The 16,898-nt window shown below is 37.6% G+C and carries 16 protein-coding genes; 6 read left to right on the top strand and 10 right to left on the bottom strand.

The window, feature by feature from the left end:
• Positions 1-54: 54 nt before the first annotated feature.
• The 3 genes from gpsA to LG402_RS00225 form a co-directional block, all read right to left on the bottom strand.
• Positions 55-1,071 (bottom strand): NAD(P)H-dependent glycerol-3-phosphate dehydrogenase, encoded by a 1,017-nt coding sequence (gene gpsA, locus LG402_RS00235; RefSeq protein WP_088494106.1) that lies wholly within the window; start codon positions 1,069-1,071, stop codon positions 55-57.
• Positions 1,071-1,541 carry a protein-export chaperone SecB gene (gene secB, locus LG402_RS00230; RefSeq protein WP_006534205.1) on the bottom strand — a complete coding sequence of 157 codons (471 nt, stop codon included), beginning with the start codon at positions 1,539-1,541 and terminating at the stop codon, positions 1,071-1,073. The genes gpsA and secB overlap by 1 nt, the downstream gene beginning before the upstream one ends.
• Positions 1,542-1,610: 69 nt before the next feature.
• The gene (locus LG402_RS00225; protein WP_023583406.1) at positions 1,611-2,048 is read right to left on the bottom strand and encodes a rhodanese-like domain-containing protein; all 438 of its coding nucleotides are present in this window, start codon (positions 2,046-2,048) and stop codon (positions 1,611-1,613) included.
• 353 nt (positions 2,049-2,401) lie between these two features.
• Here LG402_RS00225 and rimO point away from each other — a divergent pair, with 353 nt between their 5' ends.
• From rimO to LG402_RS00210, 3 genes are all read left to right on the top strand, one after another.
• The gene (rimO, locus tag LG402_RS00220) at positions 2,402-3,730 is read left to right on the top strand and encodes a 30S ribosomal protein S12 methylthiotransferase RimO (protein WP_072070442.1); all 1,329 of its coding nucleotides are present in this window, start codon (positions 2,402-2,404) and stop codon (positions 3,728-3,730) included.
• Between the two features lie 215 nt (positions 3,731-3,945).
• A complete protein-coding gene (gene envC / locus LG402_RS00215) occupies positions 3,946-5,238 on the top strand; it encodes a murein hydrolase activator EnvC (protein ID WP_227336253.1) in 1,293 nt (430 codons plus the stop codon).
• 53 nt (positions 5,239-5,291) lie between these two features.
• The gene (locus tag LG402_RS00210) at positions 5,292-6,206 is read left to right on the top strand and encodes a divergent polysaccharide deacetylase family protein (RefSeq protein WP_227336987.1); all 915 of its coding nucleotides are present in this window, start codon (positions 5,292-5,294) and stop codon (positions 6,204-6,206) included.
• A gap of 51 nt (positions 6,207-6,257) precedes the next feature.
• On the opposite strand, the gene tdh is transcribed toward LG402_RS00210, so the two are convergent.
• Together tdh and LG402_RS00200 are read right to left on the bottom strand one after the other, a co-directional pair.
• The gene (gene tdh / locus LG402_RS00205; protein ID WP_227336252.1) at positions 6,258-7,283 is read right to left on the bottom strand and encodes an L-threonine 3-dehydrogenase; all 1,026 of its coding nucleotides are present in this window, start codon (positions 7,281-7,283) and stop codon (positions 6,258-6,260) included.
• Positions 7,284-7,292: 9 nt separating this feature from the next.
• Positions 7,293-8,492 (bottom strand): glycine C-acetyltransferase, encoded by a 1,200-nt coding sequence (locus LG402_RS00200; RefSeq protein WP_227336251.1) that lies wholly within the window; start codon positions 8,490-8,492, stop codon positions 7,293-7,295.
• Positions 8,493-8,763: 271 nt separating this feature from the next.
• Between LG402_RS00200 and rfaD the strand changes: the two genes are divergently transcribed.
• Genes rfaD through rfaC form a run of 3 tightly spaced genes read left to right on the top strand, consistent with a single transcriptional unit; the run spans position 8,764 to position 11,720 of the window.
• Entirely contained in the window at positions 8,764-9,702 is a 939-nt protein-coding gene (gene rfaD, locus LG402_RS00195; RefSeq protein WP_109409868.1) for an ADP-glyceromanno-heptose 6-epimerase, read from the top strand.
• A gap of 9 nt (positions 9,703-9,711) precedes the next feature.
• Positions 9,712-10,764, top strand: coding sequence for an ADP-heptose--LPS heptosyltransferase RfaF (rfaF, locus tag LG402_RS00190; RefSeq protein WP_194951560.1), 1,053 nt, complete (start codon positions 9,712-9,714; stop codon positions 10,762-10,764).
• Positions 10,761-11,720, top strand: a complete 960-nt coding sequence (gene rfaC, locus LG402_RS00185; protein WP_227336250.1) for a lipopolysaccharide heptosyltransferase RfaC — start codon at positions 10,761-10,763, stop codon at positions 11,718-11,720. Before rfaF ends, rfaC begins: the two co-directional genes overlap by 4 nt.
• A 21-nt stretch (positions 11,721-11,741) precedes the next feature.
• Here the strand turns inward: rfaC and LG402_RS00180 are convergent, their stop codons facing one another.
• The 5 genes from LG402_RS00180 to LG402_RS00160 form a co-directional block, all read right to left on the bottom strand.
• Positions 11,742-12,815 (bottom strand): glycosyltransferase family 9 protein, encoded by a 1,074-nt coding sequence (locus LG402_RS00180; protein ID WP_227336249.1) that lies wholly within the window; start codon positions 12,813-12,815, stop codon positions 11,742-11,744.
• A gap of 63 nt (positions 12,816-12,878) precedes the next feature.
• A complete protein-coding gene (locus LG402_RS00175; RefSeq protein WP_227336248.1) occupies positions 12,879-13,754 on the bottom strand; it encodes an antimicrobial resistance protein Mig-14 in 876 nt (291 codons plus the stop codon).
• An 11-nt stretch (positions 13,755-13,765) separates the two neighbouring features.
• Positions 13,766-14,731 (bottom strand): polysaccharide deacetylase family protein, encoded by a 966-nt coding sequence (locus LG402_RS00170; protein ID WP_227336247.1) that lies wholly within the window; start codon positions 14,729-14,731, stop codon positions 13,766-13,768.
• A complete protein-coding gene (locus LG402_RS00165; RefSeq protein WP_227336246.1) occupies positions 14,724-15,818 on the bottom strand; it encodes a glycosyltransferase in 1,095 nt (364 codons plus the stop codon). The genes LG402_RS00170 and LG402_RS00165 overlap by 8 nt, the downstream gene beginning before the upstream one ends.
• Entirely contained in the window at positions 15,809-16,897 is a 1,089-nt protein-coding gene (locus tag LG402_RS00160) for a glycosyltransferase family 9 protein (protein ID WP_227336245.1), read from the bottom strand. Before LG402_RS00160 ends, LG402_RS00165 begins: the two co-directional genes overlap by 10 nt.
• Between the last annotated feature and the right edge of the window lies 1 nt (position 16,898).

Below are 16,898 nucleotides of genomic sequence, written 5' to 3'. Positions count from 1 at the left end.
AAGACTTAGGCTTTTTATGTTTAAAACAGAAATAAATAACTATCTAAAATAGACTTAGAAAAGATTGCTGTCTATCTCATCTTTAGTGGCTCGGCCTAATAAAGATAATGCGGCTTCTTTCGCGTCTTTATGCTGATATAAAATTTGGTAGATCTGCTCTGTAATAGGCATTTCAACACCGACTTGTTCTGCTAATGCGCGAACTTCTTTGGTATTGCGATAACCTTCAACGACTTGCCCGATTTTTTCTTGGGCAGTATCAACATCAAAACCTTGACCTAGCATCATACCAAATCGACGATTACGAGATTGGTTATCGGTACAGGTTAAAACTAAATCGCCCAATCCTGCCATTCCCATAAACGTTGCAGCATCTGCACCTAATGCTTTACCTAGACGGCTCATTTCAGCAAGGCCACGAGTGATTAGTGCTGTACGTGCATTCGCACCAAACCCCATACCATCAGACATACCTGCGCCAATAGCAATCACGTTTTTTACCGCGCCACCTAATTGCACACCGATAAAGTCAGGGTTTTTATACACACGGAAACTTTTGCCACAATGGAACAACTGCTGTAACTCTTCAGAGAAGGTATTGTCCGTTGATGCAACTGAAATCGCAGTAGGCAGACCTGCTGCAAGCTCTTTGGCAAAAGTAGGGCCTGATAAAACTGCTAGCGGGATTTCATTACCTAATACTTCACGCGCTACATCTTGCAACAAGCGACCAGTATGAGCCTCAAGTCCTTTTGTCGCCCAAACAACACGTGCATCCTGACGTAAAAAGGGTTTGATCTGTTGTAATACATCACCAAAAACATGGCTTGGGATCACAACAAGAATATTACGGCTGGCTTCAATGGCTTTTTGCAAAGAAGCTTCCATGTATAAACTATCAGGAAAGGAAACATCGGGCAGAAATGCCTGATTACAGCGTGCTTGCTCTAATGCAGCAACATGCTCAGGATCATGACCCCAAAGTACAACATCATGACCATTGCGCGCTAAGGTAATCGCTAAAGCGGTGCCGTATGAACCGGCACCGATAACTGTCATAGAAGCGTTCATTAAGCTTCTTCAGCCCCTTCATTAGCGGCATCAGTTTGTTGCTGTTGTAAATAGTTCATAAACAACGCATCAAAGTTAACTGGTGCTAAGTTCAGTTGTGGGAAAGTACCACGGCTGACTAAGTTAGTGATACATTCACGAGCATAAGGGAACAGAACATTAGGGCAATATGCACCTAAGCAATGTGCTAATTGAGTGCCTTCAATACCTTCAACAGTGAAGATACCTGCTTGTTGCACTTCGCACAGGAATGCAGTTTCGTTATCCATAGTTGCAGTTACAGTGACACGCAAAATAACTTCATACACGTTTTCAGCTAAAGTATTAGAAGATGTATCTAAATCTAATTTAACTTCTGGTTGCCACTCTTTTTGGAAAACTTGTGGAGCATTAGGTGCTTCAAAAGAGATATCTTTTGTATAGATACGCTGAATTTGAAAAGTCATCTCTTGGTTTTGCTGTTCTGACATAATAATCTTACCTTTTTATATCCTTATTAATTGAATAGCAGTAAGTATAGAACTCAATCTGCTCGCTCGTTATTTTTTACCCTTAGCCAGTGGTAAATTTTCACCACTCCAGCCTGAAAGACCATCTTTTAAGATAAAGACTTTTTCAAAACCGAGTTTAATTAGGCTTTCAGCAGGTTTTGCACCTTCAATGCCTGACGGTGATACAACAATAACTGGCTGTGATTTATATTTCTCCAGCTCAGCAATATTATTATTTTTGATTTCAGAAGGCGTTAAATTGATAGAATCAATGATGTGTCCTTTACGGAATTCATCACGGCTACGGATATCAACACATACCGCATTCTCTTTATTTATCAAAGAAATCGCTTCTGTACGGGAAATATTTTTCGTCTTAGAAAAAAGCCCTTTAAAGGTCAATACAATGACCGCCACCAGCAGCGCAACCCAAACAAAACTTAACAGGGTGTGCCGGTTGAAAAATTGCATTACTTCTTGCAGCATAGGATGCAATCACTCTCGTTAGTTAAAAATAGTATCAAAGAGCCAAAGTATACCTTTGTCATGGCGCAATTACAGCCTATTCCTGCGTTTCTCTTTCAGTTTTTGCGGAAAGTTTCTCAACAATCATTTTTTTTATTGACGGATTTATGTACCATTAGCATCGGATTTATGAAAAATGATGAATTAAAAAGGTCACCCCTTTTTACTCTACAAGATCCCTCTTCAGGCAAGCTATTAATAAATCAGCATCCCTTATAATGGCTATTTACGTAGAAATCACCCTTTGCGTAAAATTCACACCTGTCTGAGAAACAACAATCTGTTATTTATTTAAAAGTATTGAGAACACGAGCATGTCGCAAACAAATCAAGTGCCTAAAATTGGATTCGTTTCGTTAGGTTGTCCTAAAAATTTAGTGGACTCTGAACGTATCCTAACCGAACTGCGTACAGAAGGTTATCAAGTTGTTCCTACCTATAATGATGCTGATTTAGTCATCGTCAACACCTGTGGGTTTATTGACAGCGCAGTACAAGAATCACTAGAAGCAATTGGTGAAGCACTCGATGAAAACGGTAAAGTCATTGTTACTGGTTGTTTAGGTGCAAAAGAGAATCAAATTCGTGAAGTGCACCCAAAGGTACTTGAAATCACAGGACCTCATAGTTACGAACAAGTTTTATCACATATTCATCACTATGTACCAAAACCTGATCACAACCCTTTTATCAGCCTTGTACCCGAACAAGGTGTCAAGTTAACACCTCGTCATTACGCCTATTTGAAAATTTCTGAAGGTTGTAATCATCGTTGTACATTCTGCATCATCCCATCAATGCGTGGTGATTTAGACAGTCGTCCAATTGGTGAAGTATTAAATGAAGCCAAAAGATTAGTCAACGCAGGGGTAAAAGAATTACTGGTTATCTCACAAGATACGTCTGCTTATGGTGTTGATACTAAGCATCAAACAGGATTTTGGGATGGAATGCCAGTTAAAACCAGTATGGTGAGTCTATGTGAACAGCTTGCAAAATTAGGGATTTGGGTTCGTTTGCATTATGTTTATCCGTATCCACATGTTGATGATGTTATTCCTTTAATGGCTGAAGGCAAAATTTTGCCTTATTTAGATATTCCATTACAACACGCAAGCCCGAAAGTTTTAAAACTGATGAAACGCCCAGGCTCTGTTGAGCGCACCTTAGAGCGTGTAAAACGCTGGCGTGAAATTTGCCCCGAATTAACCTTACGTTCTACTTTTATTGTTGGTTTTCCGGGTGAAACAGAAGAAGATTTCCAAATGTTATTGGATTTCCTCACCGAAGCACGCTTAGATCGTGTTGGTTGCTTTAAATACAGCCCTGTTGATGGCGCGAAAGCGAATGAATTAGCCGATCAAGTACCTGAAGAAGTGAAAGAAGAACGCTATCACCGTTTTATGAAACTACAACAACAAATTTCGACTGAACGCTTACAAGAGAAAATTGGTAAAGTGCTACTTGTTATGATTGATGAAGTCGATGAAGAAGGCGCTATTGGTCGAAGTATGGCTGATGCACCTGAAATTGATGGTGCGGTTTACCTTAATGAGCAGTTTGATGTTGAACCAGGACAAATCGTTCGTGTTCTTATTGAACATGCAGATGAATATGACCTTTGGGGTACTATCGTCGAATAATATCTCTCGTGGACAGCGTGATATTTTATTGCGCTGTCACACGGATTGCCTCTTTTTTCCTCTCTCCTTCTATTATTGCTTTATAATCTCTTATTAATTGAATAGATTACCTGTTAGGTATTATCTGAAATTTCGGCTTTATTTCATGTTAGCTGGTCAGTTGTTTTGTGGCATGAAATAATCTTACAAACTGTTATGAAAGGTACGTTGGTCAGATGGCAAAGAAAATGGATCTTCAAAAAAAAACACATCCGTCTTATCGTGTATTTTCTTTACCGTTAATCACGTTGCTTATTAGTACCTCGCTCTTTTCTGCCCCTCCTGTTTTTGCTAACACATTAACGGATAACCGCAATCAGCTAAAAGATCTGCAAACCACGATTGCGGAAAAAGAAAAACAGGTTCAAGAGCAACAAAAGCAACGCACAGCCCTTCTTGGTCAATTAAAAACACAAGAAACTCAAATTTCTAGTGCGGGTCGCTCTGTGCATGAAACCCAAAACCGCTTACAAACATTAGGTAAAGAGATAAAAACCATTACCGCAAATATTGCTCGCTTACAAAAACAGTATCAGTCACAGCAAGAATTATTAGCGCGTCAAATGGATGCTGCGTATCGTCAAGGTAAGCACCAAGGTATTGAGCTCTTATTTCGTGGTGAAGAAGGCCAGCGTGAAGAGCGTATTTTAGCGTATTACAGCTATATTAATGATGCTCGCAAAGAAACAATGGCAGAGCTTGCTCAAACATCAAAAGAGCTTGAAGCAGAAAAAGCAGCGCAGCAAGCAAAACAGAATGAGCAAAAGCAGGTTCTCACTAAACAGCAGCAAGAAAAACAAAAACTCGATAATGCTTTAGCTGCTCGACAAAAAACGCTGACACAACTTGAGTCAACTTTAAAAGCAGATCAGAAAAACTTAGCCACCATGCGAGCTAATGAAGCTCAATTAAGAAATAAAATTGCTCAAGCTGAGCGAGAAGCTAAAGCACGAGCAGAGCGTGAAGCCCGAGAAGCAGCACGTATTGCAGCCAAACAACGAGAAGCCCAACAGCGCGGTTCAACCTATAAACCGACAGCTGAAGAGCAGTCATTAATGTCACGTACTGGTGGTTTAGGTAAACCTGCGGGGCAAGCTATTTGGCCAATCAGGGGCTCTTTATTACACCGCTTTGGTGAGTCTATTTCTGGCTCTGGTGAATTACGTTGGAAAGGGATTGTTATACCTGCAGCTCAAGGCACCGAGGTAAAAGCCATTGCTGATGGTCGTGTATTATTAGCAGATTGGCTTCAAGGCTATGGTTTAGTTGTCGTGGTTGAACACGGTAAAGGTGATATGAGCCTTTATGGTTATAACCAAAGTGCTTTAGTGAATGTTGGTCAACAAGTTAAAGCAGGCCAATCTATTGCTTTAGTTGGTAACAGTGGTGGACAAGAGCGTTCAGCACTCTATTTTGAAATTAGACGTCAAGGAAAAGCAGTAAACCCTGTTCCTTGGCTTGGGAGGTAGGTTTGAAATTACTTGGCACATTACAACGCAAGAGTGCTTTTTTACTTAGTTTAATGTTGCTAAGTCTGGTTGTAAGTACACCTGCATTTGCAGCCAAATTAGCCATTGTAATTGATGATTTTGGTTATCGTAAAAAAGAAGATAACCAAGTTTTACAACTTCCTACTGCGGTTTCTATCGCTATTTTGCCTGATTCTCCTCATGGTAAAGAAGTGGCGACTAAAGCCCATGCACAAGGGCGTGAAATTCTTATCCATATGCCCATGGCACCCATTAGTAAACAACCTCTAGAGCGCGATACACTAAAACCGTCAATGGATCAGGCTGAAATTAACCGTATTATTCAACATGCTATTAATAATGTCCCTTACGCTGTCGGTATGAATAACCATATGGGCAGTGCGATGACATCAGATAGACAAGCGATGGATAGAGTTATTAAAGCGCTTAATCACTCAAACCTTTATTTTTTAGATAGCGTAACCATTGGTAATACACAAGCTGCCATTGCTGCTAAAGCCGCAGGAGTTCCTTCTTTGCGTCGCCATGTCTTTCTCGATAACGTACAAACAGAAGCTGAGACTCGCCAACAACTTGCTCGCGCTATTGCTTTAGCTCGAAAAAATGGCTCCGCCATTGCTATCGGACATCCTCATCCCTCGACGGTAAGAGCATTACAACAGCAGTTGCCTTTATTACCTGCTGATATTCAGCTTGTGGCACCAAGTACGCTATTAAAACCACAAATAGAAAAACCGATACAACCAGAACCGCCAAAAGTTGTGCCACCAACAGAACAACCCAAAGAGCCAAAACCTGCGTCTTGGCTAAAGCCAGCACAAGAAGCGATTATTTCGATGAAAAAAAGTACGCTAATTAATACGTTATCCAGTGGATTTAGCTCATCAGAAAAAAAGAAATTACCTGACACACCTGATCCTAATGGAATTGGTGAAGTTGAAAAATAATGCAATAAAAAAGAGCCTTAAAAGGCTCTTTTTTTGCTTAGTGATCACTCATTACTGCCAATCTAAAATAACTTTACCTGATTGACCTGAACGCATGATATCAAAGCCTTTTTGGAATTCATCGATTGGAAATTGATGAGTAATAATCGGAGAGAGATCAAGGCCAGACTGAATAAGTGCTGCCATCTTGTACCACGTTTCAAACATTTCACGACCATAGATACCTTTAATAAACAGCCCCTTAAAGATAACTTGTCCCCAATCAATTGCCATATCGGAAGGTGGAATACCTAAAAGGGCAATGCGACCGCCATGATTCATGGTGTTAAGCATGGTACGAAACGCTGGAGGTGCCCCAGACATCTCTAAACCTACGTCAAACCCTTCGGTCATACCCAATTCTTTCATAACATCAGTCAGGTTCTCTTTGCTAACATTAACGGCTCGGGTAACACCCATTTTTTTCGCGAGATCAAGGCGATATTCATTAACATCAGTGATCACCACATGACGAGCCCCAACATGTTTACAAATTGCAGCGGCCATAATTCCAATGGGGCCAGCGCCAGAGACCAGTACATCTTCACCCACTAAATCAAAAGATAACGCGGTATGTACAGCATTACCAAAAGGGTCAAAAATAGCGGCTAACTCATCAGGAATGTTGTCTGGAATTTTAAACGCATTAAAAGCAGGAATAACTAGATATTCTGCAAAACAACCTGGGCGATTAACACCGACACCAATAGTATTACGACATAAATGAGTGCGACCACCACGACAATTACGACAATGCCCGCAAGTGATATGCCCTTCACCCGAGACACGATCACCAATATTAAAGCCTTTAACTTCTTGTCCTATTGCAACAATCTCACCGATATATTCATGGCCGACGACCATCGGCACAGGAATTGTTTTTTGTGACCACTCGTCCCAGTTATAAATATGAACATCAGTGCCACAAATCGCTGTTTTACGAATTTTGATCATCACATCGTTATGACCAACTTCAGGTACTGGAACATCGGTCATCCAAATACCTTCTTGTGCTTTTAATTTTGACAATGCTTTCATATGGGAGCCTTATGCAATCACATTAAGTTGTTTACCAATTTTAATAAATGCTGCCACTGCCCGTTCAATTTGTTCAGTAGTGTGTGCTGCCGACATTTGTGTACGAATACGCGCTTGCCCTTGAGGCACAACAGGATAGAAGAATCCTGTGACATAAATTCCTTCATCAAGTAAGCGTGTTGCAAACTCTTGCGCTAATTTAGCTTCACTTAACATCACTGGAATAATGGCATGATCAGCACCCGCCAATGTAAAACCAGCGGCACTCATTTTTTCACGGAAAAGAGAGGCGTTGCGCCATAAACGAGCACGTATTTCATCTCCTGATTTCAGCATATCTAAAACAGCAATAGAGGCTGAAACAATTGCAGGGGCTAATGAATTGGAGAATAAATAAGGGCGAGAGCGTTGACGTAACCACTCAACGACTTCTTTACGTGCTGCGGTATAACCACCAGAAGCACCACCTAGCGCTTTACCTAAAGTACCCGTGATAATGTCAACTCTGCCCATTACATCGCAATATTCATGGGTGCCCCGACCTTGTGCCCCTACGAAACCCACGGCATGAGAATCATCAACCATGACGAGAGCACCAAATTCATCAGCTAAATCACAAATAGATTTTAGATCAGCAATAACACCATCCATTGAAAACACACCATCAGTGGCGATCATGATATGACGGGCATTATCTGCTTTGGCTTTTTCAAGTTGAACACGTAGTTCTGCCATATCGTTATTGGCGTAGCGATAACGTTTTGCTTTACATAAACGCACACCATCAATAATAGATGCGTGGTTTAAAGCATCAGAAATAATGGCATCTTCTGGGCCCATTAATGTTTCAAATAATCCACCATTGGCATCAAAGCAAGATGAATACAAAATGGCGTCTTCCATTCCCAAAAATTCAGCAATTTTATTTTCTAATGTTTTATGTGAATCTTGAGTACCACAAATAAAACGGACAGATGCCATACCAAATCCGTGGCTATCCATACCTGCTTTTGCGGCTTCAATTAATTTTGGATGATTAGCAAGACCTAAATAGTTATTAGCACAGAAGTTAATAACATGGCTTCCGTCAGCAACTGCGATATCTGCGCTTTGTGAAGAAGTGATGATGCGCTCATTTTTAAAGAGGCCATCTTGACGAGTTTGTTCGAGTTGTTGATTAATTTGTTGATAAAACGCGGGAGTAGACATACTTTCTCCTAAGACAGCAAGCTGAAAAGCGAAAACATAAATAGTTTGACTATAATATAGTCAATATTGTTTCTTATTCTATTCCTTTGTTCTATTAAAAACGACAAATGTAAATAAATAATGTTATTTATGTAATTAAGATCACTAATACACACTGCATTTTTTGAGAATTTCAGTCTGTTGTTCCGTGATGAATACTACCGTTAACGCTGTTCAGTGTTATTATAGACCTAGAGCTAATTTTAAGATTTTTATATGAAGGGGTAGCCACATGATTATCGTCACGGGCGGTGCAGGTTTTATCGGCAGCAATATAGTTAAAGCATTAAATGATGAAGGTTATACCGATATTTTGGTTGTTGATAACCTCAAAGATGGCACCAAATTCGTTAATTTAGTTGATCTAAACATCACTGATTATATGGATAAGGAAGATTTTATTGCGAGCGTTGTTGCTGGTGATGATTTTGGTGATATCGATGCTGTTTTCCATGAAGGTGCTTGCTCTTCTACCACTGAGTGGGATGGCAAATATATGATGGATAACAACTATCAATATTCTAAAGAGCTACTTCATTTTTGTCTTGAACGCCAAATTCCTTTCTTATATGCCTCTTCTGCTGCAACTTATGGTGGCCGCACTGATAATTTTATCGAAGATAGAAAATACGAAGCACCTTTAAATGTCTACGGCTATTCAAAATTCTTATTTGATGAATATGTACGCCAGATTTTACCTGAAGCAGATTCGATGATTTGTGGCTTCCGTTATTTTAATGTTTATGGCCCTCGAGAAGGACATAAAGGTGGCATGGCAAGTGTTGCATTCCATTTAAATAACCAAGTAAATGCGGGCCAAAATCCAAAATTATTTGAAGGTAGCGAAACCTTCCAACGTGATTTTATTTATGTTGGAGATGTGGCTGCGGTTAATTTATGGTTCTGGCGTAATAATGTATCCGGTATTTTTAACTGCGGTACAGGCCGTGCGGAATCATTCCAAGCTGTTGCCGATGCCGTTATTGCTCATCATAAAGATAAAGATCTCTCTATTGAACATATTGAGTTCCCTGAGAAATTGAAAGGTCGTTACCAAGCCTTTACTCAAGCTGATCTAACAAATTTACGTAAAGCAGGTTATTCCGCACCTTTTAAAACAGTTGCTGAAGGCGTAGAGCTTTATATGCAATGGTTAAATCAAGGTAAGTAATCACTGTTTATGAAAATCTTTGTGGTAGGGCCGTCATGGGTCGGGGATATGATGATGTCCCAAAGTCTTTATCGTACATTGAAAGCATTACATCCGGCGGCAACAATTGATGTAATGGCACCTGCATGGTGCCGTCCATTACTGGAAAAAATGCCAGAAGTTGATAATGCGATCCCAATGCCATTAGGGCACGGTGCTTTAGCCATTGGTGAACGCCGTCGCTTAGGAAAACAATTAAAAGAGAATGGTTATACTCACGCTTATGTATTACCTAACTCGTTAAAATCTGCCTTAGTCCCTTTCTTTGCAGATATTCCTAAGCGCACAGGTTGGCGTGGAGAGATGCGTTATGGGCTATTAAATGATTTGCGACCTTTAAATAAAGAAGCATTTCCTTTGATGGTTGAGCGCTATGTTGCGCTAGCTTATGACAAGCAAAAGGTGCAAAAAGCGACTGATTTACCTCAACCTTTATTATGGCCTAAGTTATCAGTTACCGAAAACGATATTGCTACCACACTAAGTCAATTTTCATTATCTACCCAACGCCCTGCGATTGGTTTTTGCCCAGGCGCTGAATTTGGCCCTGCAAAACGTTGGCCTCATTATCATTATGCTGCTTTAGCGCAAAAACTTATCACAGAGCAAGGCTATCAAATCTTCTTGTTTGGCTCTCAAAAAGATAAAGAAGCCGGTGAAGAGATAAAACAAGCTTTAACACCAGATGCTCGAGAAGCGTGTTTTAATCTTGCAGGCGAAACCAGTCTTGAGCAGGCAGTTAATTTGATTGCATCTTGTAAAGCGGTCGTCAGTAATGACTCCGGTTTAATGCATGTTGCAGCTGCGTTAGAGCGCCCGTTAGTGGCACTTTATGGCCCAAGTAGCCCTGACTTTACGCCACCTTTATCACATAAAGCGCGTGTGATCCGTTTAATTACTGGTTATCACAAAGTGCGTAAAGGGGATGCTGAACAAGGCTATCACCAAAGCTTAATCGATATTCAGCCAGAGAAGGTTTTTGCTGAGTTAGCAAATTTACTGTCAACGGAGCCATCAGCGTGAAGCGGGTATTAATCGTTAAAACCTCCTCCATGGGTGATGTCTTACACACGTTGCCAGCATTAACTGATGCAATAAATGTTTATCCTGATATTCGTTTTGATTGGGTAGTCGAAGAAGGCTTTGCACAGATCCCTAGCTGGCATCAAGCCGTTGATACGGTTATTCCTGTGGCAATACGCCGTTGGCGAAAAAACTGGTTTAGTGCCCCTATTCGTGCTGAGCGCGCGCAATTTCGTCGCGCTATTCAATCTCATCATTATGATGCCGTTATTGATGCGCAAGGGTTACTGAAAAGTGCATTCTTAGTGACTCGATACGCCAAAGGCACTAAACATGGTTATTCTCGCCAATGCGCTCGAGAGCCTTTAGCAAGTTTCTTTTACGATATTCGCCACAATGTCAGTAAAGAGATGCACGCCGTTGAGCGAATTCGCCAACTATTTGCACTAAGCTTAAATTATCCGATACCACAGTCTCAGGGGGATTATGGAATTGCACAACATTTTCTCTCACTTCCCGCCTTTGATGAGCGCCCTTATTTAGTCTTTTTACACGCAACTACGCGTGATGAGAAACATTGGCCTGAATCTCATTGGAGAGAGTTAATCGCCCTACTTGCTGATTCTGGATTACGCATTAAATTACCTTGGGGTGCAGAGCATGAACATCAACGAGCCATTCGCTTAGCAAAAGATTTTGACTACGTTGATGTATTACCGAAGATGTCATTAGCCCAAGTTGCTCAGGTTATTGCTGGTGCTAAAAGTGTCGTTTCTGTGGATACCGGATTAAGCCATTTAACGGCCGCATTAGATAAACCCAATATCACCCTATTTGGCCCTACCGATCCCGGCTTAATTGGCGGTTATGGTAAAGCCCAAACGGCTGTAAAAGCGGAAGGTGGGGATATTGGGGAGATAAGTGCGCAACAAGTTATCAATATTCTCGATATTTAGTCTTATAAGCCCTAAAAGTTATTAGTCTTTTAGGGTTTTATTGACGGCATTAAAGACTTCATCAACCGAAATAAGATCCATTGATGCTTGTATTCTCTCATCTGGATTAGGTTTCTTATTGATAATGGTATGCAAATGAAGATCTTGATAAGGCCCTGTCCATTTAGGGTTTGCTGTCGCAAATAAACTCACTGTTGGGCGTTGTAATGTAATCGCCAAATGCAGAGGCCCTGTATCCCCTGTGACTAACACATCCATTATTTTTATCTGACTTAACAAATCAGGCAATGAAGTTTTACCCACTAGATTTTCAATATTGTTATGATATTTTTCTGGCAACAATACAAAAAAGTCTTCCGGTAATTCTAACTCTCTTGGTGAACCAATTAGCTTAATCTGTAACGATGAGTCACTCTCAATAAGCTTTTGCGCTAATTCAGCAAAATATTTTACAGGCCATCTACGCTCTTGCGTTGATGCCCCCATCTGAAATCCAACAATATGATAATTTCCTTTATCTAATTGTTCTATTTTACAAGGAATTTCCATTCTTGTATCAGCACTATCTATTCCTAAATAACGAATAATATTAAGTTTACTTTGGATAACATGGCCAGATGCCGGTTTATGATCAGCAATTATCCACTTTCTAAACCACTCAGGAATGGAATCTGATGTATTACGAAAAATATATTGGGAACCAGACATAACAGCAAATAACACATCGTAAGGAAGATGTGAATGTAATATAACCGCTAATTCAGGTTTATATTTTTTTGCCTGTAGTGCGATAGGAAGTAGGTTCCTAATTTTATTATCCCAATAAACCGCACTGTCTATTTGATCGTAATTTTCAACTAATGACTTATTTTTTTCGCTAGAAACCAATGTGATATGTGCATTAGGATAGTGAGCTCTGATCGCTCTTATCGCAGGAGTATTAAACATAAAATCCCCCAGCGCAGTCGTAGAAAAAATAAGAATACTATTAAATTGAATATCAGAAGAAAATGTACCTGTTTTCTTCATTTTACCCAAAAGTGGGTTATAAATATTTAAAAAATGATGTATCCATTTAAGTTTTTTTAATTTCATAAAATATATCTTTAAATTAAAAGTATTTAATTTCAATGTATTATGTATAAAAAATCAATCTAACTATATTGATATTACTCTTTGTAGAGAAGAACGGTTACACCATCTTTCTTTGTAATCAAATGTTGGCCTACCAAAACAATATCTTAATTCTAAATTTCTTTTATTTGTATATTCAATTGCATCACGGACATTTACCCAGGCAGCTATTGTTCCTAGAGATAAATCAGGATAACTCATATCCATTCCGCTATTAATATAATCAAAACAAACCCAGTTTGGTGATTCTTTCCTTATAACATATTGCATAGCAACTGGATTATTCTCTAGCCATAATATATTACCAAAGACTAAATCAGGGAATGTATTTAATATTTCTTGTATCTCTTTTTTATTCGAATGTTCATTTCGTCTTTTGAAATAAAGTTCATCATAAATATCCGTAAATTCTTCTACTGAATATTTAGATACATTAACAACACTCCCACCTTTTTTAATAAATTTATTTAATTCTCTATTTCGAGTGCTAATTGTTTTTTTAGAAAATGATTTCACTAAACATATCTCGCGATGAGCATTAATTTTCTCAAATGCATTTATTACTTGCTCTTTATGTTTTTCGGATAAAAATTTACTTTTTGCAGGTAAAAATACTTTTTCCTCTGTCGACAATGGTAATATAATTTCATCGAAATTTAGCATATAACGATAAAGTCCTAAATTATGTGCTATTTTCTGTTCTCCCGCTAAATACTTATCATGCCAAGTACAAAAAGCACCTATAATTTGATTATTTCTATCTTTTCTTATATAAAATTTCTCATCCAAATTAAAGCGCTGATGAATAAAATTAAGCAAGTCTGGGGAAGTAATAACACTCCCCCCAAATTTAGTATATGCTTCTCGATATTCCGATTCTGAACTTTGTTGCCAACCCATCTTAAAAAACATTATAATGATGCCTTATTTTTTGTTCTATAATATTCTGCTAACGTCATTCCCTGCACTTTATCTGATAAGAAACTAAATAACGTTTCTAAATCATGATATAACCCTTCAATATCTTTTTCAGTACGGAATGTTGGACTACCACCTGGCATAAATTCAGATGAGTGCAACATAAATTCAATATGAGAGTGGCCTTGAGCTAAGGATTTTTCAGCAACCTCGATCATCTGTTGGGCATTTCCGCCTTTAGGCCGAAGCCAATTCACTGAAGGGGCTCGTTGCTTACCTCTTAACTTATCGTAGCCTTGCTTAAATTTATTCATTAAAGGCGAGTGCTTATATTGAATACTCATTGGCACTTCTAGCAATGATGAATTACCTGGTTTAGTGATATCCTCTAGATCCATAAAATAAGCATGGCTTGGAAAATGGGTATAATTTGTTCCACCTACTTGTGCCGGATCGCCTTTTGTAAAACGCCAATCTACTTTAGGCGTCACAGAGCAATCAACTTGATAACCAAACTCAACTAAAAGTTGTGCATAAATCTCATTAAATGCCCAACGCCCCGCACGGTGGCTTAACATTTTGGTTTGCAGTTTCTCTTCAAGCAATTCAGTCATTAATGCGATTTTTTCTCGCATTTGATCTTTGGGGTATTCAATTAAATAAGGCTGATAACGTAAATCATCATCTGTTAAAGGCGTTAATGGTGGGCTATTCCAAGCATGTAAGTGCATACCAATTTCACCGGTATTACGCGCAATAACATCACGAGCAAACTCAATATAGGCATCATCCATAACCATTTCATAGTTTGTTAGCCAGACAGGTTTAAAATGGAAACGCTCGCAAAGTTGCTGAAAACGGGGAAGAAAGTGCGTATTTTGAGTGGTGATCTCACCCTTATTTTCCCAAAGATTATCACCTTCGGTATCTAATGTGATAATAAATGCTGGTTTAGCCATTATATTCTTTACTCTTCATTTCAAAAAAATCCATCATATTTTTTATATATATATCACCATAAAATGGCTCAATAGATTTCTTCATTTCACAAGGATTAGGTAAATTTAATTTTTCATTGACAACGTTGTTTAATATATTCAAAAATGATGCTTCATCATTAACTGGGAATAATTGTCCATTACTTCCATTAATAATATCAGAAGGCCCAGTTAAACAATCAGAGCTAATGCAGTAAATCCCATAAGATTTAGCCTCAATTAAAACCATAGGAAGCCCCTCATGAGTTGAGGTTAATAAACATGCAGTAACTTCTTTAATATGACTTAATACATAATCCCACGCATTACTTTGCCAACCATGAAAAATAACTTTTTTATCAATTTTTAACTTTTTTGCAAGTGAAAACAAATCTGCTCTATCTTCTCCATCTCCAATTAGATGTAATTCCCAGTTTCCTTCTAATTTGCTTAGTGAACGAAACATAAATTCAAGATTTTTACTTCCCTTAGATAATAATCGCCCAACATAAAGAAATTTTGTTTTACCTTGAGGGCGAGAAATAGTTTTATCAGTTCTATCCACAGGATTGTAAACTACATTAATACTAGATTCAGGTACATTTTTACTCAATAAATATTTTTTATTACCTGAACTAATCGGTATATGATATTGTGTATTTAAAGTGTATATCGCTTTATATGCAGTCCACAGTGATGTATGTATCCAAGAAAAAACTGGAATATTTTTCAGTGAGAACTTAGATGCTAAATTAGCGATATAACACCCTATAACATCTGATCCAATAATAATATCTGGCTTTTCTTTTCTTAAAATTTTCGATAATTTCCATGAAAAGAAAAATCTTCTTACTTTATGATTTCTAATGTTACAACTAATCAATCTTACATTTAAATTTTCATGCCAATTTTCATTAATACAAATATCTCTCTCCTTCAAAAGGACAATAGATAATTCTATTTGAGGATAAAATTCTTTTAATAAATTATTTAATTTATTAAAAACAACCTCCATACCCCCTAAACCTTGCAACTCAATACCAACTATAGTTATTTTTTTTATTGACATAAATATTCGCCTACAAGAATATCTAATTTAGATTTAATTAGATCTGTTGATATCTCACTGACTTTACTATCTATTTTGTCCTGTGTTATTTGAATTGCTTTTTGATTATTTGGTGACCACAAATAATTATTTGCATATTTACCATGATAATCATTTCCATACAATGCAAGTGTAGGTTTATTAAAAGCCGTAGCAACATGAACAATAGATGTATCTGGTGTTATTACTAAATCAGCATATTTTATAATTGCTGATGCACTAATAAAGTCCCCAATAGGATTACTCAAAATATTTTCTAATGCGAGATTTTTCAAGTCATTCTGCTTTCCAATAAAGATAATATTTACTGTTTTTGTCTTTAAATAAGATATTATAAATAACAACTGCTCTCTTGATATATCTCTTTTTTCGGATGCTGAAAATGGATTTATTACTACTGTTTTTTTATATGGTAGATTATTAATAAAACTTTTTATCTTATCATCTACCCCAGAAGGGATCATAATCTCATATTTAAGTTCATCAAAAGGCACATTAAGAACATTAAGCATTTTTTTGTATCTTTCAATAACATGAGACTGATACTTACCATAAGCTATATTTAAATTATACGTTTTAATGTTAGCTTTATTAAAGCCCACAACATTCTTGGCATCAATTATTCTTATAAATAACAAGTAATATATTGGAAGCAACTCTCCCATATCAATAATTAAATCATACCTTTCTTTTCTTAACTCAAACGCTAACTTTATTATAGAAAATAATTTTTCTTCGTATGTATAATTTTTATTGTATAAATCAGAATACTCAATAACACAAAAATTATTACTTCCAGAAACGATATCTACAGAATATCCATTATTCTTTAGATGTCTTAAAATAGACGTTGAAACAACCATATCACCAATTTTATTATCATCTCTTAAAAAAAGCACTTTAGACTCTTTCTTTAAAGAAAATTTCTTCCGGGAAATAGGATCAATAAAAAACTTGGCAATTAAAAATTTTATTTTTTTTAAAAAATAATTTTTTTGTCTATTTAATCGTCTAATCGTACTGAATTTTTTATTTCCCATT

Origin of the sequence: Proteus sp. NMG38-2 (assembly GCF_020640995.1) — a bacterium.
Lineage (GTDB): Bacteria > Pseudomonadota > Gammaproteobacteria > Enterobacterales > Enterobacteriaceae > Proteus.
This window is presented reverse-complemented; position numbering and strand designations above follow the sequence as displayed.